Annotated in this window: 28 protein-coding genes; 16 read left to right on the forward strand and 12 right to left on the reverse strand. The window is 69.7% G+C overall.

The window, feature by feature from the left end:
• Window positions 1-2 precede the first annotated feature (2 nt).
• From thiS to ribF, 3 genes are all read right to left on the reverse strand, one after another.
• Window positions 3-212 carry a sulfur carrier protein ThiS gene (gene thiS / locus CJZ80_RS08685; RefSeq protein ID WP_094512617.1) on the reverse strand — a complete coding sequence of 70 codons (210 nt, stop codon included), beginning with the start codon at window positions 210-212 and terminating at the stop codon, window positions 3-5.
• 39 nt (window positions 213-251) lie between these two features.
• Window positions 252-1,358 carry a thiamine phosphate synthase gene (locus CJZ80_RS08690; protein WP_094512618.1) on the reverse strand — a complete coding sequence of 369 codons (1,107 nt, stop codon included), beginning with the start codon at window positions 1,356-1,358 and terminating at the stop codon, window positions 252-254.
• 229 nt (window positions 1,359-1,587) lie between these two features.
• Window positions 1,588-2,604, reverse strand: a complete 1,017-nt coding sequence (ribF, locus tag CJZ80_RS08695) for a riboflavin biosynthesis protein RibF (protein WP_094512619.1) — start codon at window positions 2,602-2,604, stop codon at window positions 1,588-1,590.
• Window positions 2,605-2,743: 139 nt separating this feature from the next.
• Here ribF and CJZ80_RS08700 point away from each other — a divergent pair, with 139 nt between their 5' ends.
• The gene (locus tag CJZ80_RS08700) at window positions 2,744-3,343 is read left to right on the forward strand and encodes a DUF3611 family protein (protein WP_094512620.1); all 600 of its coding nucleotides are present in this window, start codon (window positions 2,744-2,746) and stop codon (window positions 3,341-3,343) included.
• Here the strand turns inward: CJZ80_RS08700 and surE are convergent.
• Window positions 3,326-4,153, reverse strand: a complete 828-nt coding sequence (surE, locus tag CJZ80_RS08705; protein ID WP_094512621.1) for a 5'/3'-nucleotidase SurE — start codon at window positions 4,151-4,153, stop codon at window positions 3,326-3,328. The two genes, CJZ80_RS08700 and surE, sit on opposite strands and share 18 nt — an antisense overlap.
• Before the next feature lie 97 nt (window positions 4,154-4,250).
• Between surE and pheS the strand changes: the two genes are divergently transcribed.
• From pheS to CJZ80_RS08725, 4 genes are all read left to right on the forward strand, one after another.
• The gene (pheS, locus tag CJZ80_RS08710; protein ID WP_094512622.1) at window positions 4,251-5,258 is read left to right on the forward strand and encodes a phenylalanine--tRNA ligase subunit alpha; all 1,008 of its coding nucleotides are present in this window, start codon (window positions 4,251-4,253) and stop codon (window positions 5,256-5,258) included.
• Window positions 5,259-5,350: 92 nt separating this feature from the next.
• Window positions 5,351-6,307: an NAD(+) kinase gene (locus CJZ80_RS08715; RefSeq protein ID WP_094512623.1), complete on the forward strand. Its 957-nt coding sequence runs from the start codon at window positions 5,351-5,353 to the stop codon at window positions 6,305-6,307.
• Complete coding sequence (locus CJZ80_RS08720; protein ID WP_094512624.1) at window positions 6,304-6,972, forward strand: response regulator transcription factor; 669 nt, start codon at window positions 6,304-6,306, stop codon at window positions 6,970-6,972. Before CJZ80_RS08715 ends, CJZ80_RS08720 begins: the two co-directional genes overlap by 4 nt.
• Entirely contained in the window at window positions 6,969-7,577 is a 609-nt protein-coding gene (locus CJZ80_RS08725) for a DUF192 domain-containing protein (RefSeq protein ID WP_369803014.1), read from the forward strand. Before CJZ80_RS08720 ends, CJZ80_RS08725 begins: the two co-directional genes overlap by 4 nt.
• 274 nt (window positions 7,578-7,851) lie before the next feature.
• On the opposite strand, the gene cbiE is transcribed toward CJZ80_RS08725, so the two are convergent.
• On the reverse strand, window positions 7,852-9,261 hold the full coding sequence (cbiE, locus tag CJZ80_RS08730) for a precorrin-6y C5,15-methyltransferase (decarboxylating) subunit CbiE (RefSeq protein WP_094512625.1): 1,410 nt from the start codon (window positions 9,259-9,261) through the stop codon (window positions 7,852-7,854).
• Window positions 9,262-9,314: 53 nt separating this feature from the next.
• Between cbiE and CJZ80_RS08735 the strand changes: the two genes are divergently transcribed.
• The 7 genes from CJZ80_RS08735 to CJZ80_RS08765 all read left to right on the forward strand — a co-directional run bounded on the left by CJZ80_RS08735 (window position 9,315) and on the right by CJZ80_RS08765 (window position 16,732).
• Window positions 9,315-9,566, forward strand: coding sequence for a hypothetical protein (locus tag CJZ80_RS08735; protein WP_094512626.1), 252 nt, complete (start codon window positions 9,315-9,317; stop codon window positions 9,564-9,566).
• Between the two features lie 27 nt (window positions 9,567-9,593).
• Window positions 9,594-12,101 carry a GH116 family glycosyl hydrolase gene (locus CJZ80_RS08740; RefSeq protein ID WP_094512627.1) on the forward strand — a complete coding sequence of 836 codons (2,508 nt, stop codon included), beginning with the start codon at window positions 9,594-9,596 and terminating at the stop codon, window positions 12,099-12,101.
• A complete protein-coding gene (locus tag CJZ80_RS08745) occupies window positions 12,098-12,616 on the forward strand; it encodes a DUF3122 domain-containing protein (RefSeq protein ID WP_094512628.1) in 519 nt (172 codons plus the stop codon). The genes CJZ80_RS08740 and CJZ80_RS08745 overlap by 4 nt, the downstream gene beginning before the upstream one ends.
• A gap of 44 nt (window positions 12,617-12,660) precedes the next feature.
• Entirely contained in the window at window positions 12,661-13,734 is a 1,074-nt protein-coding gene (gene ribD / locus CJZ80_RS08750; RefSeq protein ID WP_094512796.1) for a bifunctional diaminohydroxyphosphoribosylaminopyrimidine deaminase/5-amino-6-(5-phosphoribosylamino)uracil reductase RibD, read from the forward strand.
• Between the two features lie 48 nt (window positions 13,735-13,782).
• Window positions 13,783-14,823 (forward strand): mechanosensitive ion channel family protein, encoded by a 1,041-nt coding sequence (locus CJZ80_RS08755; RefSeq protein ID WP_094512629.1) that lies wholly within the window; start codon window positions 13,783-13,785, stop codon window positions 14,821-14,823.
• 17 nt (window positions 14,824-14,840) lie between these two features.
• On the forward strand, window positions 14,841-16,370 hold the full coding sequence (locus CJZ80_RS08760; RefSeq protein ID WP_094512797.1) for a peptide ligase PGM1-related protein: 1,530 nt from the start codon (window positions 14,841-14,843) through the stop codon (window positions 16,368-16,370).
• An 83-nt stretch (window positions 16,371-16,453) separates the two neighbouring features.
• The gene (locus tag CJZ80_RS08765) at window positions 16,454-16,732 is read left to right on the forward strand and encodes a DUF427 domain-containing protein (RefSeq protein ID WP_094512630.1); all 279 of its coding nucleotides are present in this window, start codon (window positions 16,454-16,456) and stop codon (window positions 16,730-16,732) included.
• Between the two features lie 4 nt (window positions 16,733-16,736).
• On the opposite strand, the gene CJZ80_RS08770 is transcribed toward CJZ80_RS08765, so the two are convergent.
• Window positions 16,737-17,354 carry a DUF3598 family protein gene (locus CJZ80_RS08770; protein WP_094512631.1) on the reverse strand — a complete coding sequence of 206 codons (618 nt, stop codon included), beginning with the start codon at window positions 17,352-17,354 and terminating at the stop codon, window positions 16,737-16,739.
• A gap of 435 nt (window positions 17,355-17,789) precedes the next feature.
• Between CJZ80_RS08770 and CJZ80_RS08775 the strand changes: the two genes are divergently transcribed.
• Entirely contained in the window at window positions 17,790-18,917 is a 1,128-nt protein-coding gene (locus CJZ80_RS08775) for a fatty acid desaturase (protein WP_233132933.1), read from the forward strand.
• Between the two features lie 223 nt (window positions 18,918-19,140).
• Here the strand turns inward: CJZ80_RS08775 and CJZ80_RS08780 are convergent, their stop codons facing one another.
• The 3 genes from CJZ80_RS08780 to CJZ80_RS08790 form a co-directional block, all read right to left on the reverse strand.
• Entirely contained in the window at window positions 19,141-19,383 is a 243-nt protein-coding gene (locus CJZ80_RS08780; RefSeq protein ID WP_144036993.1) for a hypothetical protein, read from the reverse strand.
• A gap of 477 nt (window positions 19,384-19,860) precedes the next feature.
• Window positions 19,861-20,325, reverse strand: coding sequence for a DUF427 domain-containing protein (locus CJZ80_RS08785; RefSeq protein ID WP_094512634.1), 465 nt, complete (start codon window positions 20,323-20,325; stop codon window positions 19,861-19,863).
• 32 nt (window positions 20,326-20,357) lie between these two features.
• On the reverse strand, window positions 20,358-20,657 hold the full coding sequence (locus CJZ80_RS08790; protein WP_144036994.1) for a hypothetical protein: 300 nt from the start codon (window positions 20,655-20,657) through the stop codon (window positions 20,358-20,360).
• 265 nt (window positions 20,658-20,922) lie between these two features.
• On the opposite strand from CJZ80_RS08790, the gene CJZ80_RS08795 reads away from it, so the two are divergent.
• Window positions 20,923-21,480: a rhomboid family intramembrane serine protease gene (locus CJZ80_RS08795; RefSeq protein WP_094512798.1), complete on the forward strand. Its 558-nt coding sequence runs from the start codon at window positions 20,923-20,925 to the stop codon at window positions 21,478-21,480.
• Between the two features lie 49 nt (window positions 21,481-21,529).
• Window positions 21,530-21,799 carry a hypothetical protein gene (locus tag CJZ80_RS08800; protein WP_144036995.1) on the forward strand — a complete coding sequence of 90 codons (270 nt, stop codon included), beginning with the start codon at window positions 21,530-21,532 and terminating at the stop codon, window positions 21,797-21,799.
• A 92-nt stretch (window positions 21,800-21,891) separates the two neighbouring features.
• Here CJZ80_RS08800 and CJZ80_RS08805 read toward each other — a convergent pair whose 3' ends face one another.
• From CJZ80_RS08805 to CJZ80_RS08815, 3 genes are all read right to left on the reverse strand, one after another.
• Window positions 21,892-22,137 (reverse strand): Nif11-like leader peptide family natural product precursor, encoded by a 246-nt coding sequence (locus tag CJZ80_RS08805; protein WP_094512637.1) that lies wholly within the window; start codon window positions 22,135-22,137, stop codon window positions 21,892-21,894.
• 191 nt (window positions 22,138-22,328) lie between these two features.
• Window positions 22,329-23,135, reverse strand: a complete 807-nt coding sequence (locus CJZ80_RS08810; protein ID WP_233132934.1) for a potassium channel family protein — start codon at window positions 23,133-23,135, stop codon at window positions 22,329-22,331.
• Between the two features lie 74 nt (window positions 23,136-23,209).
• Window positions 23,210-23,887, reverse strand: a complete 678-nt coding sequence (locus CJZ80_RS08815; protein WP_094512638.1) for an SOS response-associated peptidase — start codon at window positions 23,885-23,887, stop codon at window positions 23,210-23,212.
• A 108-nt stretch (window positions 23,888-23,995) separates the two neighbouring features.
• Here CJZ80_RS08815 and ftsH point away from each other — a divergent pair, with 108 nt between their 5' ends.
• On the forward strand, window positions 23,996-25,894 hold the full coding sequence (gene ftsH, locus CJZ80_RS08820) for an ATP-dependent zinc metalloprotease FtsH (protein WP_094512639.1): 1,899 nt from the start codon (window positions 23,996-23,998) through the stop codon (window positions 25,892-25,894).
• The last annotated feature ends 70 nt before the right edge of the window (window positions 25,895-25,964 follow it).

Here is a 25,964-nt window from a genome sequence, read left to right on the forward strand (position 1 = left end):
ATCTAGGAACCACCCCCCACGATGGTGACGACTTCCAGAACGTCGCCATCGTTGAGGGGCTGCTCCGGCCAATGCCGCCGGGCCAGCACCGTGCCGTTGAACTCGACCACCACCAGGCGGGGCTCGTAGCCGAAGTGCTTCAGCGCCTCCTGCAGGCTGAGACCTGCCTGGCACTGGCGGGCCTCACCGTTGAGTTTCAGAGAGAGGGTCACGGCAGCGGAAGGGCGAAGAGGTGGTGGAGGCGACGGAGTTCAGGGCAGGGGTGGTGAGGGAAGTGGTGCTGAGTGAAGTGGTGGCAGGGCGGCCAGCAGCTCGCGGCTGGCCGCCGCCGGATCGGCGGCCTCCATGATCGCGCGCACCACCGCCACCCCCCGGGCGCCGGCCGCCAGCACCGGCGCGAGCGTGGCGGCCTCGATGCCGCCGATGGCGAAGAAGGGCAGCGGGCTCTCCGCCGCGGCCTCACTGAGATAGGCGAACCCCACCGGCGCGCGGCCGGGCTTGGTGGGCGTGGCATGCACGGGCCCCACCCCCACGTAGTCACAGCCATCGGTCACGGCCTGGCGCAGCTGCTCGATGCAGTGGGTGCTGCGGCCGATCAAGCGCTCCGGCCCGAGCAGGCGACGGGCGATCGCCGGCGGCAGATCCCCCTGGCCCAGGTGCACGCCATCGGCGTCCACCGCCAGGGCCAGATCCACCCGGTCGTTCACCAGGAACAGGGCACCATGGCGGGCGCAGAGCCGGCGCAGGGCGGTGGCTTCGGCGAAGCGCTGGCTGTCGTCGGCCTGCTTGGCCCGGTACTGCACCAGACGGACCCCCGCCTCCAGGGCCGCCGCCACCGTGGTTTCGAGAGCTTCAAGGGTCTGGCAGGGGCTGGTGATCAGATACAGCCGGCAGGAGGCCAGCTGCTGGCGCCGGTGGCCCAGGCCCGCCGTGGCCTGCAGCACGGCCACTTCCAGGTCGTAGGCGAGATAGCGCAGCGCTGAGGCCTCCGCCGCCAGCTCCGGATCGCTGCTGCGGCCGAATTCCTCGAGCACCCGCAGGGCTTCCTGCACCCGGGCGGCATTGGCCCCCAGCACTGCCGCGGAGCCAAGCCGCTGCTGCTGGGCCGGATGGGCCAGGCCCGCCGCCGGATCGGTGGCGCTGTGGCGCGCCTGCTTATAAATGTCCTGATGGCGCCGGCCGAGACGCTGGCGCATGTCCTTGCTGCGGGCCACCAGGTCGTCGCGGCCGAGGCCGAAGCGGCACCAGTCTTCGATCACCCGCAGCCCCTCCCGGGCCCGGTCGAGGTTGGCGTCCAGCAGGCGCAGCACGGCCGGCTCCGCCAGCTGTGGACCGGAGGCAGAGAAAGGAATGTCCATCGGAGCAGGGGAAGGGTTGAGGCAGGCAACGGTGAGGCCGCGTGGCGGCGGGCCAGTGAAGCAATGAGACGGCGTGGAGGTGAGCCAGCCAGGTGGCAGGCGGGCGGACCGCGCCGGGATGGCGCGGCGGGAATGTGGGGACGGGACGGAATGGGCTCGTTAGGGTGGAGGACCATTCCCAGAGCCCATGAATTCCGGCGGCGGCGACAGCCCGATGTGGGTGCTGGTTTCAGGGATTCTGCTGCTGGGCGGCATCGCGGCCTTCATCAGCTGGGGCCTCACGAACGCCTATCCCGCCGCCTGAGCTGGCCACCGCCGCTTCAAGCATGCGCTCGGGCATCAAGGCGCGGGCCTGCTCGGCATCCCGGCCGATCTGGGCCTTTAGGTCCTCCAGGCTCTCGAACCGCTGCTGGCAACGCAGCAAGGCCAGCGGCTGCACCTCCAGCACGCGCCCCTCCAGCTCGATCTGGCGATCCAGCAGGTGTACCTCCACCGCCGAGGGCGCCAGTGGGTCCACCGTGGGCTGCGGCCCCAGATTCATCACCGCCGCCATAGGGCCGCCACCCTGGGTCCAGGCCAGGGCGGCATACACCCCCTCCAGCGGCAGGAACTTGCGCCCGTCCACCGCCAGGTTGGCCGTGGGCCAGCCGAGCGTGCGGCCCAGCCGGCGCCCACGCCCCACAGTGCCGCTGAACCGGTAGGGACGCTCCAGCAGCCGCCCGGCCTCATCGATCCGGCCAGCGGCCAGGGCCCTGCGGATGCGGCTGCTGCTCACCCGCTCGCTGCCATCCCACAGCATCGGCAGCACCGACACCTTCAGGCCGTGCTGGGCGCCGATCGCGACGAGGGCAGCCGCATCACCGCAGCGGTTCACGCCGAAGCGGAAATTCTCTCCCACTGCCACCTCACGGCACTGCAGCGCCCCCACCAGAACCCGTTCGACGAACTCCTGCGGTGTGAAGCAGGCGAGCTCGCGGGTGAAGGACACCATCACCAGCTGGCGGATGCCGAAGGGTTGAAGCAGCGAGAGCTGCTCGCTGGGCAGATCGAGGCGCAGGCGGGGCTCGCCATGCAGCAGCTCGCGGGGATGGGGCCAGAAGCTCACCACCGTGGGCACCAGGCCAGCGGTGGGGGCGGCAGCGATCGAGGCAATGACCCGTTGGTGACCCTGGTGCAGGCCGTCGAAGCTCCCAAGGGCGACGGCGGTGGGGGTCAGGGCATCCTGGGGAGATCGCAGCGGTATCAACTGTCCAGACGGTTCCCGCGGGGGTCCATCCTTCCACGCGGCGCCGGGCGCTGTGGCCCGGCGGTCAGGGCCTCGCAGCACGGGTGGCCGGCCATGCCAAGTTTGTTGCCATTCGCCCTTCCCCACGCAAGCGCCGCCGATGGCCGATCGCCTCGATCTCCAGCTGGTTTCCGCGGCGGTGCGTCGCATGGCCTGGATCCGTTTCTGGACCCAGGTGGTGCTGTCCGTGGTGGTGGTGGGGGTGCTGATCTTCAACAACATCGGCACCCGGCTGATGGCCAACACCCAGCGGGCCCTGGGGCTGGGCCCCGGGCTGTCGCTCACGACGCTGTCGTTTTTCGTGCTGCTCTGGAGCCTCTGGCAGGGCTGGCTGATGGTGCGCTGTGGCCGCGCCCTGGCCAGCCCGGTGCGGCCCAGCCGCGGCGAAACCGGCCGGCTGATCAAGCGCAGCGTGCTGGGCGATCTGCTTGGCCTCACCCTGGCGGCGGTGGGCTACCAGGCCCTGGCCGGCAGCCTGTTCGTGCAGGCCTCCATGCAGGTGCCCGGCTTCTTCGGCGCCCAGATCACGACCCCCGGCGGGGCCGGCGGCAACGTGATGGGTCTGCCGATCACCTCGATCGAGATGCTCTCGGTGCTGAGCAACACCCAGGTGCTGTTCGCCCATCTGGTGGGCCTGCTGCTCAGCCTGTGGCTGCTGCAGCGGGTCTACAGGCCGCTGCCGTCAGAGCGGCCCGGCTGAAAGGGACCCCCGCACCAGCAGGGGATCGAGTGCCGCCAGCTGCGACAGCGCCCCGCGCCAGAACAGTTCCGGCTGCAGCGGCGTGAGTGCCGCACCACCGCTGTGCACCTGCTCCACATCCGTGGGCCAGTCGCGCGGGCCGGCGGTGGCCGCCTCCAGATCGTTGACCACCTCACCAGCGAGCCAGTAATAGGTGCGGCCGCGGGGATCGGTGCGGCAATCGAACTGATCCACGTAGCGGCGCACCGCCGGGCGGCACCAGCGCACCGGGCCGATCGCAGCGGCGGGCTGGGCCGGCACGTTCAGGTTCAGCAGCAGGCCTTCGGGCCAGCCACCGGCGAGCATCTGCTCGGCCACCTCCAGCGCCAGCCCGGCCGCCGGGCCGAACTCGCGCCAGTCGAAGCAGGCGCTGCTCACCGCCAGCGCCTTGAGGCCCTCCAGGGTTCCCTCCATCGCCGCCGACACCGTGCCGGAATAGAAGACATCGCTGCCCAGGTTGGGGCCGTGGTTGATGCCGGAGAGCACCAGATCGGGCGGTTCCGCCAACAGGCGGCCCAGGGCCAGCTTCACGCAATCGGAAGGGGTGCCGCTGCAGGCCCAGGCCACCACCCCTTCGGCGAACAGGGCATCGGCCCGTTCCGCCCGCAGCGGGGTCTGCAGCGTGAGGCCGTGGCCGGTGGCGGAGCGTTCCTGGTCGGGGCAGACCACCGTGACCCGATGCCCCCGGGCGGCGGCGGCATTCGCCAGGGTACGGATGCCCTCGGCGAACACCCCGTCGTCGTTGCTGATCAGGATGCGGAGGGGATGCATCGGCGCGAGCACAGCGGCGGCAGAGGTGGAGGGATCCAGCCTGGCGGCAACCTAGGCGGCCCGGATCCGTACAGTCGAGCCGCTACGCCACCCCTCCGTGAGCGCCACGATCACCCTCCAGCAGCTCACCGATCAACTCGATGCCCTTGAGGCAGAAGCGGCCGCCGAGGTGCGGGCAGCTCCCGCCGCCGCCGACCTGGAGCAGTTGCGGGTGGCGCTGCTGGGCAAGAAGGGGCGGCTTTCGGCGGTGCTGGGTGCCATGGGCAAGCTCTCGGCCGAGGAGCGGCCGCTGGTGGGACAACGGGCCAACCGGCTCAAGGAGCAACTGCAGGCCCTGCTGGGCGAGCGGCTGGAGGCGCTGCGCGAGGCCGCCATGGCCGAGAAGTTGCGCGGCGAGAGCCTCGATGTGACCGCACCGAGCCGCTACGTGCCCGCCGGCCACCGCCATCCACTGATCACCACCACCGAGGAGATCGTCGACATCTTCGCCGGTCTCGGCTACCGGGTGGAGGAAGGCCCGGAGGTGGAGACCGACCACTACAACTTCACCGCGCTCAACATCCCGCCCCACCACCCGGCGCGGGACATGCAGGACACCTTTTATCTGACGGCCAGCACCCTGCTGCGCACCCACACCTCACCGGTGCAGATCCGCCATCTGGAGCAGAACCCACCGCCGGTGCGGATCGTGGCGCCGGGGCGCGTGTACCGACGGGATGCAGTGGATGCCACCCATTCGCCGGTGTTTCACCAGGTGGAGGTGCTGGCGATCGACGAAGGGCTGGATTTCAGCCACCTGCGCGGCACGGTCACCACCTTTCTGCAGGCCTTCTTCGGCGACCTGCCGGTGCGGTTCCGCGCCAGCTACTTCCCCTTCACCGAACCCTCCGCCGAGGTGGACGTGCAGTGGCGCGGCCGCTGGCTGGAGGTGATGGGCTGCGGGATGGTTGATCCGGCGGTGCTGGAGGGGCTGGGACTGGACCCCGAGCGCTGGAGTGGCTTCGCCGCCGGACTGGGGGTGGAGCGCTTCTGCATGGTGCGCCACGGCATCGATGACATCCGCCGCCTCTACACCAGCGATCTGCGCTTCCTCGAACAGTTCTGACCCTGCGGAGCGCCCGCCAGGATCCCCACACCAGCACCACCACTGAGAGCCGGACCCCCCTCATAAACTCTCGAAACCCCTGCGCGCGATCGGTGCCCTGCGTCGGACTGATCGTCAACGACGGCAAGGCTGTGGCCGTCCGCACCGCCGATGCGATTGAGGCGCGCTTCATCGCCGCCGGCAACAGCGTGGTGCGGGTGAGCAGTTCCGGCGGCATGGTGGGCTTCGCCAACCCCGACACGCACCTGCGCAGCCTCGGCTACGCCGCCTGCGTGCCGTCCAGTTTTCATGGGGCAATGGAACTGGCGGTGGTGCTCGGCGGGGATGGCACCGTGCTCTCCGCCGCCCGCCAGACGGCCCCGATCGGGGTGCCGATCCTGACGATCAACACCGGCCACATGGGCTTCCTGGCCGAGGCCTACCTCAACGAGCTCGATGCCGCCATCGACCAGCTGCTGCAGGGCAACTGGACGGTGGAGGAGCGCACCATGCTGGTGGTGAGTGTGATGCGGGGGGAGCATCGCCGCTGGGAGGTGCTCTGCCTCAACGAAATGGCCCTGCACCGGGAGCCGCTCACCAGCATGTGCCACTTCGAGATCGCCATCGGCCGCCACGTGCCGGTAGACATCTCCGCCGACGGGGTGATTCTCTCGACCCCCACGGGCTCCACCGCCTATGCCCTCTCCGCCGGCGGTCCGGTGATCACCCCCGACTGCCCGGTGCTGCAGCTCACCCCGATCGCGCCCCATTCATTGGCGTCCCGCGCCCTGGTCTTCAGCGACCGGGAGCCAGTGACCGTGTTCCCCGCAACGCCCGAGCGGCTGATGATGGTGGTGGACGGCAGTGCCGGCTGCTACGTGTGGCCGGAAGACCGGGTGCTGATCCGCCGCAGTGAACATACGGCCCGCTTCGTGCGGCTGCACGACCACGAGTTCTTCCAGGTGCTGCGCAACAAGCTGGGCTGGGGCCTGCCCCATGTGGCCAAACCCGACAGCCATGAGCACGGCGGCGGCGGCCCGCGCCCGGAGACCGGGGATGAGCGGGCGTGAGCCAGCCGTTGATCCTGCTGATCGGCCCGGAGGCCGAAGCGATGGCGCCGCGGCTGGAAGCCTCCGGTTACCGCACCGCCCTGGCGGGCTCCCTGCCCGAGCCCGCCGCCGCGGTGCTGCTGTCGGGGGAGATCGGCGCTCTCAGCATTCCTGCCCTGCGGCTCACGATGGAGCAGGTGCCCCTGCTGCTCGACATCGTCGAGGACAGCGTGGAGGGCCGCTCCGAGTGCCTCAGCGCCGGTGCCAATGATTTCTGGCTGTCGTCGGCCGGTGCCAGCGATCTGCTGACGCGGCTGCGGCTGATCCTGCAGCGGCGCGTGCAACCCCTGCCGATCAAGGCCGTGCTGGAGGTAGCCGATCTGCGGCTCGACCCCACCCTCAAACGCGTCCAGCGCGGCAACCGCGTGCTCACCCTCACGGGCCGTGAATACCGGCTGCTGGTGCTGCTGGTGCGCCAGGCGGGCGAGGTGCTGAGCCGCGAGCAGATCCTGCGGGAAGCCTGGGACGACCAGACCGAAGCTGCCAGCAACGTGGTGGAGGTGTATGTGCGCTACCTGCGCCAGAAGCTGGAGGAGGGTGGTGAGCGCCGCTTGATCCATACGGTGCGGGGGCGGGGCTACTGCCTCTGCGATCGTCAGCTTCCCAGCGGCAAGCCGGCGCCATGACACCCACCCCCCTGCGCACCAGCGGTCAGAGGCCCGCAGCCTTGCCGGCCCTCAGTGGTCCCGTACGAGTAGTCGGGCGGGGGGACTTGCTCCGGGTGATGGGGCTGGGCGTGCTGGCGGCGGTGGTCGGGCCGGTTGGGGCCATAGGGGCCGCTGCGGCCGGCGCGGCCTCCACTGCGCAGGGGCCCCCGCAGTTTCTGCCGCTGGAAGCGGAATGGTGTCTGGAGCATCCCGCCAGGCCTGCTGGCTGCATTCAGCTGGAGGTGCCGCGCAGCGTGCGCCAGATGGCCCTGGGGTTGATGGAGCGGCCCCCGCTCGGCCCGTTGCGGGGCATGTGGTTTCGCTTTGATCCGCCCACACCTGTGAGCTTCTGGATGCACCGTGTTCCCCAGCCACTCGACCTGATCTACCTGCGCCAGGGGCGGGTGATCGCCATCGATCCAGCCGTGCCGCCCTGTCCACGCCTGCCATGCCCCAGCTACGGGCCGGCGGAACCCGCCGATGGGGTGGTGGAGCTCCAGGCTCACGAAGCCCAGCGGCTCGGGATCGTGGTGGGCAGCCCGGCACCCCTGCGCTGGCTCCCCGGCAGGGGAGCTGGCCGCTGATCGGTGCGTGGCCAACCACAGACGGAAAACAGGAAGCACTGATCTCTGAGCACCGATTCTCTGAGCACGGAGCGCTTCGTCGCTGAACGCTGAACGCTGAGCGCTGAACAGTGCGTACCGAGCGCTAAGCACAGAGCGGCTACATCAGGGAAAGCTGGGGCAAGCAGCTCAGCGGATGCGCAGGATTGGATTGGCGGAAGTGGGCCCGTTGCCGCTGACAGCCCTGCCGACCGCCCTTGCCTGGAGCCGCCGCCTGCAGGCCGTACCGCCGCGCTCAGGCCCCGGCCACTGAGCGGCGCCCTTTCAGCACCAGCACCGGGTTGAGCGGCGCGAGGCGGGTGCCGTCGGCCAGGGGCGCACCGCGCCAGGCCTGGTGCTGGCTCACGCCCACCTCCAGCTGGCCCCGCTCCAGCACTGGCCGCAGCTCCGCCAGCGCCTCCACGGTGGCCAGCGGAATCACCACCACACCGCCGGGACGCAGGCGTTGCAGCACGGCCGCCAGCAGTGCGGCGCGGCCGTGGCCGCCACCGCCGATCAACACGCGGTCGGGGTCGGGCAGGGGGGACGGGTGCTCGCCAGGGGCGCAGGCTGCCAGCGCCTCCAGCTCCAGCACCCCGGCGGGCCGCACCCCCAGCCGCTCGGCATTGGCCTGGATCAGCGCCGCGGAGCCGCCGCGCCGCTCCACCGTCCACAGCTGCAACTGGGGCCGCAGGCGCAGGGCCTCCAGGCCGATCGAGCCCACCCCGGCGCCCAGATCCCAGAGCACGCCCTTGGCCGGCAGCTCCAGGTCAGCCAGCAGCTGGATCCGTACCTCCCGCTTGGTCATCAGACCGGGCCGATCGGGATGCTGCAGCCAGAGGCCGTCGTCGAGGCCGAACAGGGGCAGGCCGGCCGGTTCGGGAGCGGCCGGGGGCTCGGCGATCAGCAGCACCAGGTGCAGCGGATCGAGATCACTGGGCAGGGGTGCGGTGGGAGCCAGCCGCATCAGCCGCTCCTGCGGATGTCCCAGCCGCTCGGCCAGCCACAGGCTGTAGGCGGCCTCCAGGCCACTGGCCCGCAGGAGGTGGCGCACCTCCTCGGCACCGCCACGCGAGGGGTCGGTGAGCACCGCCAGCGCCGCCGGTCGCTGCTGCAGCCGCTGGGCCAGGGGTTCCGTCTCGCGACCATGCAGGCTCACCCAGCCGGCGTCCTGCCAGGGGCGGCCCAGGCGCGCGAAGGCCAGCTGCAGGCTGGTGGGCGCCGGATGGAAGCGCAGGCGCTCCGGCGGAATGTGCTGCAGCAGCAACCGGCCGATGCCGAACCAGAGCGGATCGCCGCTGGCCAGCAGTACCACCGACTCGCCAGCGGCAAGGGCCTGCTGCAGGGCCGCGAGCAGCGGCTCGGGCTTGTCGCTGGCCAGCAGACGTGGGGGCTTCCAGGCGAGGGCGGGGCGGGTGGTGGCCTCGATGGCCTCACTGGGCTCGACGGCCTCGACAGTTTCAGTGGCCGCAGCCGCCTGCGCTGCCCAGGCGGCCAGCTGGGCCTCAAGGCCGGAATGCTGCCGGGACGGTGCCGCCAGCAGGGACGCCCCCCGCACCAGCTCCAGCGCCGCCGCGGACAGGGAGGCGAGGCCGCCCGCGTCGGTGCCGATCACCTGCAAGGGCGGGCCTTGCTGCCGCCGGCCGGCCTGCGGGTCGCTGCTCATGCCGGCAGGGCGGCGAGGGAATCCGGCCATGATGACCGCCCCCCCGTTCCGCCATGGCCGAGCCGCCCGATGCCGCGATCCGCAGCCGTCGCCAGCGGATCCACGAACTGGTGCTGGCCCTGCTGGCGCAGCAGGGGGATCTGGAGCTGCTCGACGGCGATGGAGCCGCCCTCAGCGGCAACCCGGGCGAAGCCGGCCAGTGGCTGGAGCGCAACCGGCGGGTGGTGGCCCGCTACCAGGCCCTGGTGCGCTCGGCCGTTACCCTCGACGCCCTGATCGACCAGGACAGCAACGGCCAGCTCTGACAAGCTGGCCCCACCTTGTGCAGCACCATGGCGCGCTTCGGCTTCTCCGCTCTCCAGACGCTGCTGGGACGCGGGGGCGGCAAGGAGGGGTGGCAGGCGCCGCCGGCCAGCTGGCAGCGGCCCTTCGGCCTGGGCTGGGACTCGCCCTATACGGTGCGCTACGCCAGCAACCTGGACGACGGCCCCTGGCACGGCATGCCGCTGGGCGGCTTCGGCGCAGGCTGCATCGGCCGCAGCTCCGCCGGCCATGTGAATCTCTGGCACCTCGATGGCGGTGAGCACTGGTTCGGCACCCTGCCCGACTGCCAGTTCGCCCTGTTCGAAAGCGACGGCACCACACCGTTGGCCATGGCGCTGGCCACGGCGCCGGAGCAGGACGACTCCCGGCCGGGCTCCGGCGAGAACCCCTTGCCTGCCTGGCAGTGGTACCCGGCCAGCAGCGCCGAGCAGCAGACCGGCACCTACGCCGCCCGCTACCCGCTCAGCTGGTTCCAGCACAGCGGCGTGTTCCGTGCCGGTGTCTGCTGCGAAGCCTTCAGCCCGATCCTGCCGGGCGACTACGCGCGCAGCAGCTACCCGGTGGCCGTGTTCCGCTGGCAGCTCAGCAATCCCACCGAAGCGCCGCTGGACCTCTCGCTGCTGGTGAGCTGGCGCAACACCACCGGCTGGTTCACCAACACCGATCCCAGCGCTGCCGTCACCTTCCGTGATGACGGCAGCCCCGAGCACAGCTACGTGCCGGCGATCGGCCATGGCGCCGGCCAGCGCAACCGCCAGATCAACCAGCCCGGCCTGAAGGGGGTGCTGCTGGAGGGGCCGATCAGCACGCCGATCGCCGAAGGGGAAGGCCAGTGGTGCGTGGCGGTGCCCGACGACCTGCCCGGCGTGGAAGTGCTGCGCTGCAGCCGCTGGGATCCCACCGGCAGCGGCGCCGAGATCTGGGCCCCGTTCGCCCGCGACGGCTCCATTCCCGCCAGTGACAACGACCGCCGCAGCAGCGCCGGCGAGCAGGCCAGTGCCGCCATCGCCCTGCGGCTGCGGCTGGAGCCCGGGGCCACGATCGAGCTGCCGGTGGTGATCAGCTGGGACCTGCCGGTGACCGCCTTCGCCAGCGGCCAGCAGGCGCTGCGCCGCTACACCGATGTGTTCGGTGGGAGTGGCACCAATGCCACGGCGATCGCCGCCGAGGCCCTGCGCGACTGGCCCCAGTGGCGCGAGGCGATCGAGGCTTGGCAGCAGCCGGTGCTGGAGCGCAGCGACCTGCCCGAGCCGATCCGCATGGCGCTGTTCAACGAGCTCTACGACCTCGCCAGCGGCGGCAGCCTCTGGACCGCCGCCACAACCGCCGACCCGGTGGGCCGCTTCGGGGTGCTCGAGTGCCTGGATTACGCCTGGTACGAAAGCCTCGACGTGCGCCTCTACGGCTCCCTCGCCCTGCTGCAGCTGTGGCCCGAGCTCGACAAGGCGGTGCTGCGCAGCTTCGCGAGGGCCATCCCCGCCGCCGACGCCACGCCACGACCGATCGGTTGGTACTTCACCCAGGGCAAGGGGCGGGTGGAGGCGGCCCGCAAGCTGGCGGGGGCCACGCCCCACGATCTGGGCGCTCCGAACGAGCGGCCCTTTGATGCCACCAACTACACCGCCTACCAGGACTGCAACCTCTGGAAGGACCTGGCCAGTGATTTCGTGCTGCAGGTGTGGCGCACCTTCCAGCTGGCGCCCACCGGCAGTGACCTGCGCTTCCTGGCCGACTGCTGGCCCGCCGCGGTGCAGGCCCTGCAGTACCTCAAGACCTTCGACATCAACGACGACGGCCTGCCCGACAACGGCGGCGCCCCGGACCAGACCTTCGACGACTGGGCCCTGAAGGGGGTGAGCACCTATTGCGGCGCCCTCTGGATCGCGGCCCTGGAGGCGGCCCTGGCGATGGGGCAGCGGCTGCAGCTGGATCTGGGGCTCGACACCAGCGCGGAGCAGCGGCAGTTCAGCGACTGGCTGGAGCAGTCGCGGGCGAACTTCGACCGGCTGCTCTGGAACGGCGAGTACTACCGCATCGATGCCGGCAGCGGCACGCCGGTGGTGATGGCCGATCAGCTCTGCGGCGACTTCTACGCCCGCCTGCTGAACCTGCCGCCGGTGGTGAGCGACGCCAACGCGCTGTCCTCGCTCACGGCGATCCGCGAGGCCTGCTTCGAGCGCTTCGAGGGCGGCAAGCTCGGGGTGGCCAATGGCCTGCGCCGCGACGGCACGCCGCTCGACCCCAACGGCACCCACCCATTGGAAGTGTGGACCGGCATCAACTTCGGCCTGGCCGCCTACTACCGGCTCATGGGCCAGACCGGCACCGCTCTGGCGATCACCGGCGCCGTGGTGCAGCAGGTGTACGACGGGGGCCTGCAGTTCCGCACCCCCGAGGCCCTCACCGCCGCAGGCACCTTCCGCGCCTGCCACTATCTACGGGCGATGGCGATCTGGGCTCTGTGGGCCACACACACCCAGTGGCAACCGATTCCGGGCAGTGCCCGTCAGCCATGAGCAGCGGCTTGCCGTCCAGGGCGCTCACCCTCGCGCTCTCCCTGCTGCTGGCCCTGGGCGCACTGGCTGGCCTGATCGGCCTGGCGCCACCAGCCTTCGCCCAGATTCACAGCCACCCCGACGAAAACGGCACGCCGGTGGTGCGCAGCCTCGAGAGCCTGCGGGATCTCGACGACCAGAGCTGGCAGCTGGTGGGCTACCGGCAGGGGCCACCCGGCGGCCCGCTGCGCCTGCGCATCGTGGGCTATCCGGGCAAGTTGCGCCTCGATCACCCCACCCCGCTGGCGGTGCGCTCCGGGGTGTTCCAGTGGGAGCTCGCCGATCTCACCCTCGCCAATCCCCAGCTCACAGCCGATGCCCGGGCGGCCGCGGCCGAATTCGATCTGGCGCCGCTGCTGGCCGACCTTGACCGCGACCGGCCGCTGCGTCTGCGGCTGCGCGGCGGGTTCACCGATCTGCTGGTTCCTCCCTACGTGGTGGCTGAATGGCGGCAGCTGCCGGACGCGCCCCTTTGAGCGCTGCGCCGGCTGACTCCGGCCACCGCCCCTGGCTGGCCTGGATGGACCGGGCGCTGCAACTGGCCGCCCTCGGCCGGGGCCGCACCAGCCCGAACCCGATGGTGGGCGCCGTGGTGCTCAGCGCCGACGGCACCCTGGTGGGGGAGGGCTTCCATGCCGCCGCCGGGCAGCCGCATGCGGAGGTGGGGGCGCTGGCCCAGGCCGGGGCACGAGCCCGGGGGGGCACCCTGCTGGTGACCCTGGAGCCGTGCTGCCACCACGGCCGCACGCCACCGTGCAGCGAGGCCGTGATCGCCGCCGGCATCCGCCGGGTGGTGGTGGCGATGGAGGATCCCGATTCGCGCGTGGCGGGCGGTGGCCTCGCCCGGCTGCGGCAGGCGGGGGTGGAGGTGATCGGCGGGGTGCGTCAGGCGCAGGCCCTGGAACTCAATCGCGCCTTCGTGCACAGGGTGCTCAACGGCAGGCCGCTGGGCCTGCTCAAGTGGGGCATGAGCCTCGACGGGCGCACCGCCCTGCCCAGCGGGCAGAGCCAGTGGATCACCGGCCCCGCCGCCCGCGACTGGGTGCACCGTCTGCGGGCCCGCTGCGATGCCGTGATCGTGGGCGGCGGCACCGTGCGGGCCGACAACCCGTTGCTCACCAGCCGCGGCCGGCGCCAGCCCGAACCGCTGCGGGTGGTGCTCAGCCGCCAGCTGGAGCTGCCCGGCCTGCCAATGCAGCTCTGGAACCAGGCGCAGGCCCGCACCCTGGTGGCCCACGGTCCGGAGGCGCCGCCGCAGCGCCGTGACGCACTGGCGGCGCTCGGCGTGGAAACGCTGGAGCTGAGCGCCTGCGAACCACGGCCGCTGCTGGAGGCCCTGGCCGGACATGGCTGCAACCAGGTGCTGTGGGAATGCGGGCCCGACCTGGCGGCGGCCGCCCTGCGCCAGGGTTGTGTGCAACGGCTGGCGGCCGTGATCGCGCCGCGGCTGCTTGGTGGGGCGGCCGCCCGCACGCCGCTGGGTGATCTGGAGCTGGCGGATCTGGCCGAGGCCCGGCTGTGGACGGGCCAACAGCTGAGCCGCTGCGGGCCTGATCTGCTCTGGGAGCTGGTGGCGCCGGAGCCTGATCCGTAGAGCGCCGGAGCCAGATCCGTAGGGTGTCGGGCAGCCACCACGGCCGCCATGCCGGTGCCTGCCCTGCTGCCCCCCCGCTTCCCGATACCGATCGCCGGCCTGCTGCTGGCGGTGGCGGTGTGGGTGGCCTTGCAGCTGATCGGCACAAGCCTGCGGCGGGATTCCCTGGCCCGGGCCCTGCTGATGCGCAGCCGGCTCAGCCTCTGCCTGACGATCCTGCTGTCCAGCGTGGGCTGGTGGGTGGCCACGCTGATCGGCACCGAGCTGCTGCCGCTGCCCCGCGGCGGGCTGGAGGTGCGCGACGGGCTGATCGTGATCGGCCTGGTCTGGACGGTGCTGCGCTGCAAGGGGGAGCTGCTGCGCCGGGTGGACACCTACTCCAAGCAGGTGTTCCCGAACCTGCCCGAGCGCGACCGCCTGTTCCTGTTCGACCTGGCCGACAAGCTGATCGCGATTCTGGTGGCGGTGATCGTCACCCTGGAGCTGCTGCGGCTGCTCGGCACCCCCACGGCGTTGCTCGCCACCGCCGGCGGCTTCGGGGCGGCGGCCCTCGGCTTCGGCGCCAAGACGATCGTGGAGAACGCCCTCAGCGGCATCAGCCTTTACATCAACCGCCCCTTCGTGGTGGGGGATGTCATCCGCATCCCCTCCGAAGAGCTGACCGGCACCGTGGTTCAGATCGGCTGGTTCTACACCCAGCTGCGCGATCCCGAGCGGCAACCGGTGTTCATTCCCAATGGCCTGTTCACCACCCAGCCGGTGATCAACATCGCCCGCATCGATAACCGCAGGATCTGGATCGATTTCGGCGTGCGCTACGAGGATCGCCCTGTGCTGGAGGCGATCATCAACGCCCTGCAGCACCAGCTGGCCGCCGATCCCGCCATCGATCACGACAAGACCCTGGCGGTGCACTTCGTGGGCTACGGCGAGTCCAGCCTGCAGTTGCGGCTGCTCTGCCACGCCAGCGATGGCGACATGGCCACTGCCTGGGACCTGCAGCAACGGCTGCTGCTGCAGATCGGCCGGGTGGTGGAGGAGCACGGTGCCCAGATGCCAGCTCCGCTCCACTCCCTGCTCAAGACTTGAGCCGCTGCCCCCTCACCATGCCGCTCACCTTCGAGGAACTCCAACAGCAGCTGCGGCCCGCCTGGGGGGCACTGGATGTGGGCGCCAGCGATGGCCTCGATCCCGAGGGCTGCGATCTGCTGGTGGTGCCGTCGTTGAGCCTGGATCAGAACCAGATCGACCTGGTGGCCGGCGTTCACCACTACGAGGAGCGGCAGCTGTTCTCGCTGATCAGCCTGCGGCATCCGGCTGTGCAGGCCGTATACCTCACCAGCAAGCTGCTGCCCGATCTGGTGGTGGATGCGGTGCTGGAGCTGCTGCCGGGGGTGCCCGCCTCCCACGCCCGGCGCCGGTTGCAGCTGTTCGACACCGACGACGCCTCGCCGCGGCCCCTCACCCAGAAACTGCTGGAGCGGCCCGCCCTGCTGCAGCGCATCCGCGAGCGGCTGCGGCCAGGCCGCAGCTTCATGACCTGCTTCAACGTGACGCCACTGGAGAAGGAACTCTCGGTGCGGTTGCAGGTACCGCTGCTGGGCACCGATCCCGGCCTGGGGCGCTGGGGCAGCAAGGCGGGCAGCCGCGAGCTGTTCTGCCGCTGCGGGGTGCCCCATCCGGCCGGCAGCGCGCTGGTGCACGATCTCGACGCCCTCAGCGAAGCCACCGCTGCCCTGTGGGAGGCCCATCCGGATCTGGAGCGGGTGGTGGTGAAGCTGAACGAAGGCTTCAGTGGCGAAGGCAACGCCCCGCTGGAACTGGGGCCGCTGCAGCTGGCGGAACGCAGTGGCGGCGAACGGCGCCGGCTGCTGCGTCAGGTGCTGGAGGTGCTGCCGATGCCGCCGCCCCAGTGGCAGCAGTTGCTGGTGGAGCAGGGGGCCCTGGTGGAGGCCTGGCTGCAGGGGGGAGAGGCGCTCAGCTCACCCAGCGTGCAGGGCACGATCCACCCGGGCGGGCAGGTGGAGATGCTCTCCACCCACGAGCAGATCCTCGGCGGTCCGAACGGGCAGACCTATCAGGGCTGCCGCTTCCCCGCCGAGGCCGCCTACCGGGAGGCGCTGCTGCGCCATGGACGGGCGGTGGGGGAAGCGCTGGCGCAGGAGGGCGCGCTGGAGCGCTTCGCGGTGGATTTCATCGCCCGCCGCTTCGCGGAGCAGTGGGATGTGCAGGCGATCGAGGTGAACCTGCGCAAAGGGGGCACCACCCATCCGTTCATGGCCCTGCGCTACGCCACCAATGGCCGGATCGATCCGGTCAGTGGCGTGTTCCATTCGCCCACGGGCCAGGAGCTCTGCTACGTGGCCACCGACAACCTTTGCGATGCCCGCCTGCGCGGTCTGTTGCCGATCGACCTGATCGACATCGTGGCCGTGGCGGGGCTGCACTTCGATCCCGCGGAGCTGCGCGGCAGCCTGTTCCACCTGCTGGGTTGCCTGTCCCAGTACGGCAAGCTCGGCATGACTTGCATCGGCCATGACGCCGCCGAAGCCAGTCGCCTCTACCAGGCCACAGCCGAGCGGTTGATGCAGGGCGCGCAGGCGCTGCGGCGGGAGCCACACCCCGGCACACGCTGAGGTGGCCACATCAGCGGCAGCCTGGCCCGGCGCGACAACCCTCTGCGAAAGGCCCGAAAATGGAGGGCCCCTGTGCCCTTTCCATGGAAGCCCGCTGGAACGACTGCGTGATCGCCTCCAGTGACGACATCGTCAAGCTCGAAGGCAATGCCTACTTCCCGCCGCAGGCCCTGCGGCCGGAATGCTTCCGCCCCTCCACGCACCGCAGCGTCTGTGGCTGGAAGGGGGAAGCCCACTACTACGACGTGGTGGTGGGAGACCAGGTGAACGTCAATGCCGCCTGGTTCTACCCGTCGCCCAAGCCAGCCGCGGAGGAGATCGCCGGACGGGTGGCCTTCTGGAAAGGCGTCAGCGTGGCCTGAACGCTCAAGCCAACGCGGCCAGCTGCGACAGCGGCAGCCCGTGGGGTCCGTAGGCCCGCTGCAGGTGGTGGACCAGCCCTGGCTCCGGCGTCCAGCGCAGTTCCGTGATCAGCGGTTCACCCGGCAGGCGCGGGTTGGTGGTTTCCAGCTGCAGGTTCGCCTCCAGCTGCCAAAGCTCCCGGCTGCCGCCGGCGGGCTGGCGACGCACCCGATGGGGCGCTGCCGGCGCCGCCTCCTGGAGGCCGGGGCGGGCTTCCACCACCAGCACCACGGCTTCGAGGCGCTCGGCGCCGTGCCGCACCACCACCCGCCGGCGCCGCTCGCCGTGCACGAGGCAGAGCTCGGTGAGACAGCTCCAGGGACCAACCTTGTCGGGGCCGAGGCTCCAGTGCCCCTGCGGGGAGATCTCCATCTCGGCGGGAGGCTCCTGAAACCGCATCGTGGCCACCCGGCCGGTGTGGCGGTAGGTGAGGGCGGCCTCCACGTTGCCGTCCACCTCCCGCACCTCCAGTCCGGTGGGAAAGCGCTCAGCTTCGATCCCAGCCCCATCCAGCCGGATGAAGGTGCCCTCCCACAGCCCGGCGCTGGCATCGAGAAGGATCTGGCGCGGCGATCGGGGCATGGGGCGCTGATGAGGCCGCCCATGCTGGCAAGCGTGGCACTGGCCGCGCGAGCGGAGGCACTGAATGGCCTGCGCCATGGTGCGGCCGGAGCCCGGGCCGGGACAGGGGCCTTGGCAAGGACCGAGCCTTGGCCAAGGCTTGTGGCTGGGTCATCGCCGGTGGCTTCGTTCCGCAGCAGGCCTGCCTACCATCGGGGAATCATCGTGATTCCGAGGCCCGCGCCTGAGCCTTCAATTGCTGCTGACCTGCAGCCCCCTTCTCCGTCCACTCACGGCTTCGGCGGCAGCCGCCCCCCAACGATGATCCCGTCCGTCACCACTTCCACCCAACCTGGCGCCAATTCGCCGGGCCCGGCGTCACGCGCTGCGGCTGCGCAGAGCAGGCCTTCAGTTGCCGCCCAGCCGCAAGCAGGCCAGGCCCTGCCATCCCGCCGCGTGCGCCGCTCCGATTTCATCCTCACCCCCTATTGCCGCAGCGACGACCGCATCGCTAGCTGGCAGCTGGTCAACACCGTGGTGCCCTACCTGTTGCTGTGGGCGCTGGTGATGCGGCTGCTGGCAGCCGGTCACCCTTGGCTGTGCGCCCCGCTGCTGGTGGTGATGGTGCTGTTCTCCGGGCGGTGCTTTTCGCTGATGCACGATTGCGGCCACCGCTCGCTGTTCCGCACCGCCTGGATGAACCGGGGCGCGGGCTTCCTGCTGGGTGTGATCAATGCCATTCCGCAGCATCCCTGGTCGGAAGGGCACGCCTATCACCACCGCCACAACGGCAACTGGGAGCTCTACCGAGGCCCATCGGCGCTGATTTCGGTAGACGAATTCCTCAACCTCTCAGCCGGCCAGCAGCGTTTTTACCAGTTTCTGCGTCACCCGCTGATGCTGTTTCCCGGTGGCTTCTTCTATCTGGTGATCAAGCCCCGCGTGGCCCTGTTGCTTGGCAGTGTGGATGCGCTGCGCCATGCGGCGCGCACCTGGCGCCAGAACCCACGCACGCCCTTCAACAAACTGCTCAGCACCCACACCTCAAAGCACTGGTATTCCTCTTCCCAGTTTGTTGATCTGCTTCTGAACAACATCTGCGTGATCAGCGGCTGGGTGCTGCTCTCCCATTGGCTGGGGGCCGGACGTTTCTGGAGTGTGTATTCGATCGTGATGGCCTGCTCGGCGGCGCTGTTCATCTGCATCTTCTTCGTGCAGCACAACTTTGAAACCTCCTATGCCCATCGCACCGAGGGCTGGAGTGGCTTAACCGGCGCTCTCGATGGCACGAGCCTTTTGTTATTGCCGCCGATCCTGAACTGGTTCACCGCCGACATCGGCTTCCACAACATCCATCACCTCTGCGAAACGATCCCGAACTACCGCCTGCGGGCCTGCCACGAACGCAACGCAGAGCTCCTGAAACACGCCCAGGTTCTGCACATCCGCGACATACCGGATTGCTTCAAGTTCGTCCTGTGGGATCGCAACCGCGATCGCCTGCAGTCGGTGGCGGCCGCCCTCGCGGAAGCGTTGGCCGGCGCCGCCGGGCCACAGGCTCCTGTGGTTGAGGCACGGGCCTGAGGGGGGCACCTCCCTCAGGGTCAGGGCGTCAGCCCGAATGACGGCGTCGGCCTCAACCCCCGGGCCGGGCTTCAGACATTGATTGGTTAAGCAACCCGACGCTCTCAGGCTGACGTCATTGCTTGGGCGCCATTCGCGTTGATTGATCTAGGCACCAGGGTGTGGCTCCTTGATGCCTCTGGACGCCGATAACGGCGCCCGTTTCGGAGGATCTGCTCGGTGCTCAGCGCTCGCCGAGCAGCTCAGCCCAGCTGAGTGGCTGGTGGGCGCGCTCCTTGCTGCGACGCGCTTTCGAGGCCATGGAAGCCAGGCCGGCGAAGTGGCTGGCGCGATCGATGCTGCAGAACAGGGCGCTGGTGGCGGCCGGGGCCGGCAGCACCTGGCGGCGGGCCGATCGGGTGGTACGCGTCGCCGGGCTGGTGGTGGTGGGCAAGGTGGTGATGATGGTCATGGAAACAGTGGGCATGAAAAAACGGGTCAAGGAAAACGGGTCAAGAACGTTGGATGAAGTGAAAAAGCGGGGCATGGAAACGCCCAGGAGCAAGGAGCAAGCACGGCACGGACCCAGAAAGCCCGGGCTTGACGCAGAAACACCGGATCCGGCCACGAGGCGCCGTTGGATCCAGTCACCGAACAAGCCGCCTCACGCGCTGCGTGAGAAAGGGCCATCAAGGGAGGAAGGCCGGAGCCGGATTGACCACGAGCAGAGGAAGACCGGAATCCCGGAAAGCCATGCAGCTCTTGCCTGGCGCTGAAGCGATGCAGCCAGGCGATGAAACAGGTGGGTTGAGCCAGCTTGGAGGAAGCCGCTGAAACAAACCGTTGATTGAATCGGCCCCTCGCGGAGCTTCGGCCGACACTTCACGGTACACCCTCAAGGGAATTCCACGATGCTCCGGATCAGATCGGCTGCTGGTGGGGGGTCCGGGCAGATCAGATCCACTCAGATCAGCTCCGGGTGCCGTGGATCTCCCTTGAACGGGCCGCACACCTGCGAGGTGATCCAGCCACCGTAGAAGCCTCCGGGTTGCGGCGTCACCCGCTCACCATCGAGGAAACAGGCGTCCATCAAGGCCGGATAGAAGCTGAACCAGCCGGCCAGCTCACGGAACGCCGGCGTGGGGTCTGTGTAGGTCCAGCCGGCACGGCGCAGGCGCCGCTCGTCCAGCACCACATCCACGTAGGTGGCCAGCCCCTTCCACTCGCAGAAGCTGCGGCCCGGCACAGCCTCAAGCAGCTCCAGCTGCACGGCCTCCGGTGGTAGGTAGACCGTGGGGGGATGGAAGGTTTCCTTCACCAGCAGGGAGCGGTGGCTGTCGGCGAGCCGCCTGCCCAGGGCCTGCACTTCCACATGGGCTGTGCTCGCCACGAGGGCGGGGGGACGGGGATAGTCAGCGACGCGCTCCATGGTCCTGGCTGTGCTGCCGTCAGTGTGATGGCTCAGAACTTGCCCCGCAGCAGCAGCAGCGCGCCGAGGAAGAGCGGCACGTTGATCACCGCCGCGATCACCAGCACGGCACTGGCCCAGCCTGGCTGGTGAATGGCGGCGGCAGCCAGCAGGAAGCTGCCGTCCACCACCACCAGCGAGCCCATCCAGGCGAGCGGAAACCGAATCGACCCCTGACGCTGCTGGGGCTCGGCGCCCATTGGAGGGGGCGTGAGCGGGGACAAAGGTGGAGATGGGGATGGAGCCAGCGGATCCTTGAGCGAGGGGTTGTTGGAGGAAGCAGGAGCGGCCATGACGTTCCGGGGAAACTCCCAACTTCGAAAAAAACAATGGCAACGGTGGTCAGGTCTGGGAAGCCCGCCCAGCCAGCCAGCGAACGGGCTGGGGGCTCTCAGGCAGCCGGCCCGCCCCAGGCGCCCCCTACCCGATAGCGTCGGACGCGCCAAGGAGCGTTGGCTAACGATGCCGCTTCCAATCCTGCCGGGGCTGCAGCCGGCCCCAGGCCTTCGCCCGCCGTTTCTCCCGCGGCTGCCGCTGATGGCGAACGGCTCCGGTGTGATGGTCAAACTGAAGCAGACCTTCTGGCTGCCGCTGTTGGTGGTGGCGGTGCCCTGGGGCCAGGAGCTGATCGACCAGATCTTCTTCGGCGGCCAGTGGAACCTGCCGATGCAGCCCGGTGGCTCGTTTATGGGCGTGCTCACGGCGCCGTTCAGCCACGGCGGCTTCGGCCACCTGATCGGCAACACCCTCTGGTTCCTGCCGCTGTCCTGGCTGGTGCTGCTGAAGAGCTGGCGCGACTACCTGGCGGTGTGGCTCGGGGTGTACGCCACCGCCATTCCGGTGTGGCTGCTCTGGCCCAATGGCAGCCATGGCCTTTCGGGGGTGGTGTTCGGCTTGCTGGGCTATCTGCTGGTGATCGGTTTTCTGGAGAAGCGCCCGCTGGTGTTGGCCCTGTCGCTGTTCAGCCTGGTGAGCTACGGCGGCCTGCTGCCCAGCCTGATTCCCTTCTTCTCCCCACCGGGAGTGAGCTGGATCGGCCATGCGTCCGGATTCGCAGGCGGCATACTGGCGGCTGGGGCGATCTACCGGGAGCCCGCACCAGGACCGAGGCTTTAGGGCCTGTCCTTCGCAAGGCCCTTTCCCCTTCGACTCTGCGCTTGTTCTGATGTCCTGCCCCCGCTGCGGCAGTTGGAGTGTGCGAAGGGACCGCAGCCTGGCCGGACGCATGGTGTGCGGTAACTGCAGCCTGCCGCTGGGCCCGAACGCCAGTCGCGGCGGTGCTCCCCGTTCCGGTCTGCCACGCCTGGGCGGGCTCTCCCGGCTGCGGTCATGGCGCTGGACGCTGCCGCTCGGCCTGCTGCTGGTGAGTGCCTACCTGGCACAGGTGAGCGCCGATCGCCCCCAGGAGTGGCCACCCGCCACTCAGGTCCGCTGACCGTTCGTTGAACCGCTTAGCCGCCCCAACCCGGCGCAGCCGCGAACTGCGTGGGTGCCCTGCGCCGGCAGCTCTGCTTGAAGGCCTGCCGCTCAGCCAGGGATGAAACTGCGCAGGCGGCGGGCATCGGCGCCTGCCCGCTGCTGCAGCTCGGCGGCGCTGCACTGCGACTCATCCCGTTCGCGCGCGGCGAGCACGTCGCGCTCCTCCACCGCGTAACCCTCCTGAGAGGCCAGGGCGAGGAACGCCTCCAGCTCCAGCGGTTCAGCCAGGCGCGCCTGCAGGGCCGGAGTGCGGCGGGCGTGAGCCAGGAAGGCATCGAGTTGGGCGAGGCTCACGGTGTCCGGGCGGATCGGCTCTGTCCTAACGGATCGCTGCCAAAAGAACTCAGTCGAACGAGGCACTCGGGCCTCCGGCAACCGGCCAACCGGGAACCTTCGGTGCGATGGCGGGCGGTCAACCTGCAGGTGGGCGTCCGGCAGAAGGGCGTCCGGCGAAGGGCCAACTGGCGAGCGGCCAGCGTCAACCCTCAGGGCGATGGCGGACGACCGGCCTTGAGCTGCCTGAGCGCTTCCGCCACCTCCTGCGCCTCGGCGGAATTGGAGCGGTTGATCAGCAAGCCCAGCACCAGGGCCATGTAGGTGGGGCCGATCACGCAGAAGCTGATCGTGAGCATCTGCGCCTGCGGGGTCTGGGGGGCGATGTCCCCGAAGCCCACGGTGGTGAGGCAGACGAAGGCGAAATAGTTGAGCCGCACGAAATCGAGCTGCCAGATGAGCTTCTGCATCTCGGCCGAGGTGATCGGCCCGAGCAGCTGCGTCGAGGCATCCAGCGCCGTGAAGCTGCCGGGCACGATCGTCTCGAGGATCGTCATCAACAGCCCGGCGGTGAGGCCGAGCAGCAGATAGCCGGCCACGGCACCCATCAGCACCCGCCGCTCCACCGTGGGCTCCAGTGCCAGCAGCGCCAGCAGCCGCAGCACGCTCCAGGTGATGAATACCGTGACCATCACCAGCAGCGGCAGCCCGCTGCGCTGCGCGCCGGCGGGGGCAAACGACCACAGCCCTTGCACCATCAGGACCGAGAGGCCCAGCAGGCGGTAAAGGAGATTGCCGAGACAGGGCCGTCCCGCGAGCCGGATCGGTCCGCCCATGGCGACCACGAGCAGCAGCAGGGTGAGCCCGTAGCCGAGGGCGCCGAGCGGGCGCCATTCCATCGGCAGGGCGAAGCTCGCCATCACCAGCACGGTGAGCAGCAGCAGGGCGGGGTAGAAGCGCAGGCGACGTTCCAGGCGCAGCAGCGCGCTGGGGTCATGCCGGAAGGCCGGAGCGAACAAGGGCGCGACCGCAGCGGGCCACCCATTGTGTCGACGGCAGCACCGAAACCAGCAGCAGCAGCCCCGGCCAGCGCTCAGCCGAACAGATCCAGCTGCGCTGCCGCTCTGCCGGTCTCCCTGGTGTCAGTCCCGAGTGGATCCGCCTGCCAGGCCTCCGGCTCCCAGCCGCGCAGCAGCGGCTCCAGGGCCCGCAGCCCCGCGCCATCGCTGGGCGCCAGCCACGCTTCCTCCAGGCCGTCGGGAAGGATCACCGGCATGCGGTCGTGGATCGGCGCCATCAGCGCATTGGGCGCGGTGGTGAGCACGCAGCAGCTCTCCACCTCGCTGCCGTCAGGGCCGATCCAGCGGTCCCATACTCCCGCCAGCCAGAACAGCTGCTGATCGCGGCGGTGGATCCGCCAGGGCCGGCGCCGTCCCTTCGGGCCGCTCCATTCGTAGAAAGCGTCGGCGGGCAACAGGCAGCGGCGGTGGCGCCAGGCGCCACGGAAGGAGGCTTTCTCCGCCACCGTTTCGGCGCGGGCGTTGATCGGCCGCGGTGCCCCGAGCGGGTCCTTGGCCCATTCCGGCAGCAGGCCCCAGAGCAGCAGGGCGGCGCCGATCACGCCGTGCTCCTGGCGCAGGGCCAGCACCGGCTCGCCCGGGCGCACCTCGGGCCGGGCGGCGTGATGGGCCGCCAGATCCGCCGGCAGGCGACCGCCGAGCCGCGGCAGCAGGCGGTCGAGATCGCTGGTGAGGGAGTAGCGGCCACACATGGCGTTACACGTTCAGGCGGTTCAGGTCACGTTCGGTTGTCACCCCCCGGAGCAGGGGCCGCTGCCTCAGGAGGGCCGCTTAGCTTGGCTCCACTGCATCTTCAGGCGATGGCCCTCCGTCAGGACGAGAACAAGCCGAACCGCCGTTTCAGCATCATCAATCTGGTGCTGATCGGCTTCGGCGTGTTGCTGCTGTTCAGCAACTTCCTGCCGAACCCGGCCACCCAGGTGCCGCGCGTGCCCTATTCCCTGTTCATCGACCAGGTCAATGACGGCAATGTCAAACGTGCCTTCATCACCCAGGATCAGATCCGCTACGAGCTGAGCAACGCCCCTGAGGGATCGCCGTCGGTGCTGGCCACCACGCCGATCTTCGACATGGACCTGCCCCAGCGCCTGGAGCAGAAAGGGGTGGAATTCGCCGCTGCGCCACCGAAGCGCCCCAGCTTCTTCACCACCCTGTTGAGCTGGGTGGTGCCGCCATTGATCTTCATCGTGGTGCTGCAGTTCTTCGCCCGCCGTTCGATGGGCGGTGGCGGTGCCCAGGGCGCGCTCAGCTTCACAAAATCCAAGGCCCGCGTTTACGTGCCTGATGAGGAATCCCGCGTCACCTTCGCTGACGTGGCCGGCGTGGATGAAGCCAAGGCCGAGCTCTCCGAGATCGTCGACTTCCTCAAGACCCCTGAGCGCTATGTGGAGATCGGCGCCCGCATCCCCAAAGGCGTGCTGCTGGTGGGCCCTCCGGGCACCGGCAAAACCCTCCTGGCCAAGGCAGTGGCGGGTGAATCCGGCGTGCCGTTCTTCATCATCTCCGGCTCGGAATTCGTGGAGCTGTTCGTGGGTGCCGGTGCCGCCCGCGTGCGTGATCTGTTCGAGCAGGCCAAACAGAAGGCACCCTGCATCATCTTCATCGACGAACTCGATGCCATCGGCAAGAGCCGGGGCGGCTCGATGGGCGTGGTGGGCGGCAACGACGAACGGGAGCAGACCCTCAACCAGTTGCTCACCGAAATGGATGGCTTCACCTCCAAGGACAAGCCGGTGATCGTGGTGGGAGCCACCAACCAGCCGGAAACCCTCGATGCCGCCCTGCTGCGTCCTGGCCGTTTCGACCGCCAGGTGCTGGTCGACCGCCCCGACCTCTCCGGCCGCAAGACGATCCTGGAGATCTACGCCGACAAGGTGAAACTCGCCCCTGGCGTCGATCTCGACAAGATCGCCCAGGCCACCAGCGGCTTCGCCGGTGCCGACCTGGCCAACCTGGTGAATGAAGCGGCCCTGCTGGCGGCACGGGTCAAGCGCACCTCGGTGGAACAGGGCGACCTCAACGAAGCGATCGAACGGGTGGTGGCGGGCCTCGAGAAGCGCAGCCGCGTCCTGCAGGACGACGAGAAGCGGGTGGTGGCCTACCACGAAGTGGGCCACGCGATCGTGGGGCACCTGATGCCCGGCGGCGCCAAGGTGGCCAAGATCTCGATCGTGCCGCGCGGCATGTCGGCACTCGGCTACACCCTGCAGCTGCCGCAGGAAGAGCGCTTCCTCAATTCCAAGGAAGACCTCGAAGGCCAGATCGCCACCCTGCTGGGCGGCCGTTCCGCCGAAGAGGTGGTGTTCGGTGAAATCACCACCGGCGCCGCCAACGACCTGCAGCGCGCTACCGATATCGCCGAGCAGATGGTGGGCACCTACGGCATGAGCGACACGCTCGGCCCCCTGGCCTACGACAAGCAGGGCGGCAACCGCTTCCTCGGCAACGGCAGCAACCCCCGCCGGGTGGTGAGCGATTCCACGGCGGTGGCGATCGACCGCGAGGTGCGCAGCCTGGTGGACCGGGCCCATGAACGGGCGCTGGCGATCCTCAAGGGGAACCGCGGCCTGCTGGAGGACATCGCCGCCAAGATCCTCGAGAAAGAGGTGATCGAAGGCGACGAGCTCAAGCAGCTGCTCTCCTCCAGCGTGATGCCTGAGGACGCCGCCTTCGCCGAGCCGGTGCCGGTTCCCGCCTGAGCCCGGCCAGTAGCCGCACCAGCACCGGCGCGCCCACCACCAGCGGGATCTCCCCCCTTGACGTCAGGGG

Source organism: Synechococcus sp. MW101C3 (assembly GCF_002252635.1).
GTDB lineage: Bacteria > Cyanobacteriota > Cyanobacteriia > PCC-6307 > Cyanobiaceae > MW101C3.